This is a genomic window from Oleiphilus sp. HI0128, from assembly GCF_001635365.1.
Map to the genome: position 1 here is coordinate 1 of NZ_LWGG01000040.1, position 1,210 is coordinate 1,210.

The window sequence follows — 1,210 nt, forward strand, 5'->3', positions numbered from 1 at the left end:
CGCTCGCTTACTTCGCCCTGAACTCTTGCATATGACCTTACAGTTTATTGGTGAAGCAGAGCCTAAGGTGGTCAGCCAAGCACTGCAGAATATCCAATTCAATGCCTTTAGTACTCACTTCACTCAAACCGGAGTCTTTTCCCCTAAAAAGAGTAAGAACATTTTATGGCTCGGGCTCGCCCTGAATGATGACTTAGCTCGGCTGCAAAAAATGATTAGCCACTCACTACGCGAAGCGGGCATCAAAATCGACTCCCGTCTGTTCACCCCACATATCACGTTGGCGCACTGTAAGCACAGTATGGATAAGGCCTATATCGACGCATTCGTCAATCAAGAGCCCATCGCCTGGCCTTACCAGATTAATCAATTTCACCTATATCGTAGCCATAATAAAGGCGGGCAACTGCACTATGACATTATAGAGAGCTACTAGGTTTAAACCTCTGTATCGCTCAAACATACCGCGTAACGTATCTGTTCCCAGTCATAGCCCTCACCCAAGGCCTCGAATACTGGTTTGATTCGTTCAGGCTTGTTCAAGCTTAGCCATTGTGCCTGAATACCCGCTATTTGTTCTGGCGATATCATCGTACTGACATCAACGTCTTCCCCATGAAAAGCCAGACGATATATATGGCTAATTATCGTAGACTTACTTAAACCTCTCGTTTTGGCGATCTCATTGGGTGACTGCCCTTGCTGATAGAGCGAAAAGGTCTCTCGATGCGTATCGCCTAGTTTCGCCATAGTAAAGTCACTACGCGCAGGTTTAGGCGGCAACTTTTTCCGCACAGGCCCATCAATAAGTAAGCGATCACTCTCATCAACCAATCTGGATATTAAGGCAACGAAGGGTTCACCATACTTCTCACACTTATGATCCCCCACACCGCTGACCGTCAAGAAGGCGGCTAAGTTCCCAGGCTTAAGCCGAGACATATCTTTTAAGCTTGCATCTGAAAAAACGGTATAGCCCTGAACTTTATCCTTCTGCGAAATTTCTTTTCTGAGCCCTTTTAATGCCTCAAACAAAAGATGCTCAGCCTCGCTAAGATCGGCGTGCTTGTTCACTTTTTTCTCAACCTGATTGATTTTTGAATCTACAGGCTCACATAGCTGAACTGTCTTATCTCCTTTCAAAACAGCCATCGATAAGTCCGTCAGATGCAGTGTACTGCCTTGAGAAAAGTCGAGTGATAGATAGCCG

General features: G+C 45.8%; 2 protein-coding genes. One reads left to right on the plus strand and one right to left on the minus strand.

Annotated features, from left to right (window positions below; all coding sequences use genetic code 11):
* Positions 1-436, plus strand: a 436-nt coding sequence (gene thpR, locus A3763_RS00600) for an RNA 2',3'-cyclic phosphodiesterase (protein ID WP_068759807.1), incomplete at its 5' end; no start/stop codon positions are given.
* A gap of 2 nt (positions 437-438) precedes the next feature.
* Here the strand turns inward: thpR and A3763_RS00605 are convergent.
* Positions 439-1,210, minus strand: a 772-nt coding sequence (locus A3763_RS00605; protein ID WP_197482650.1) for a helix-turn-helix domain-containing protein, incomplete at its 5' end; no start/stop codon positions are given.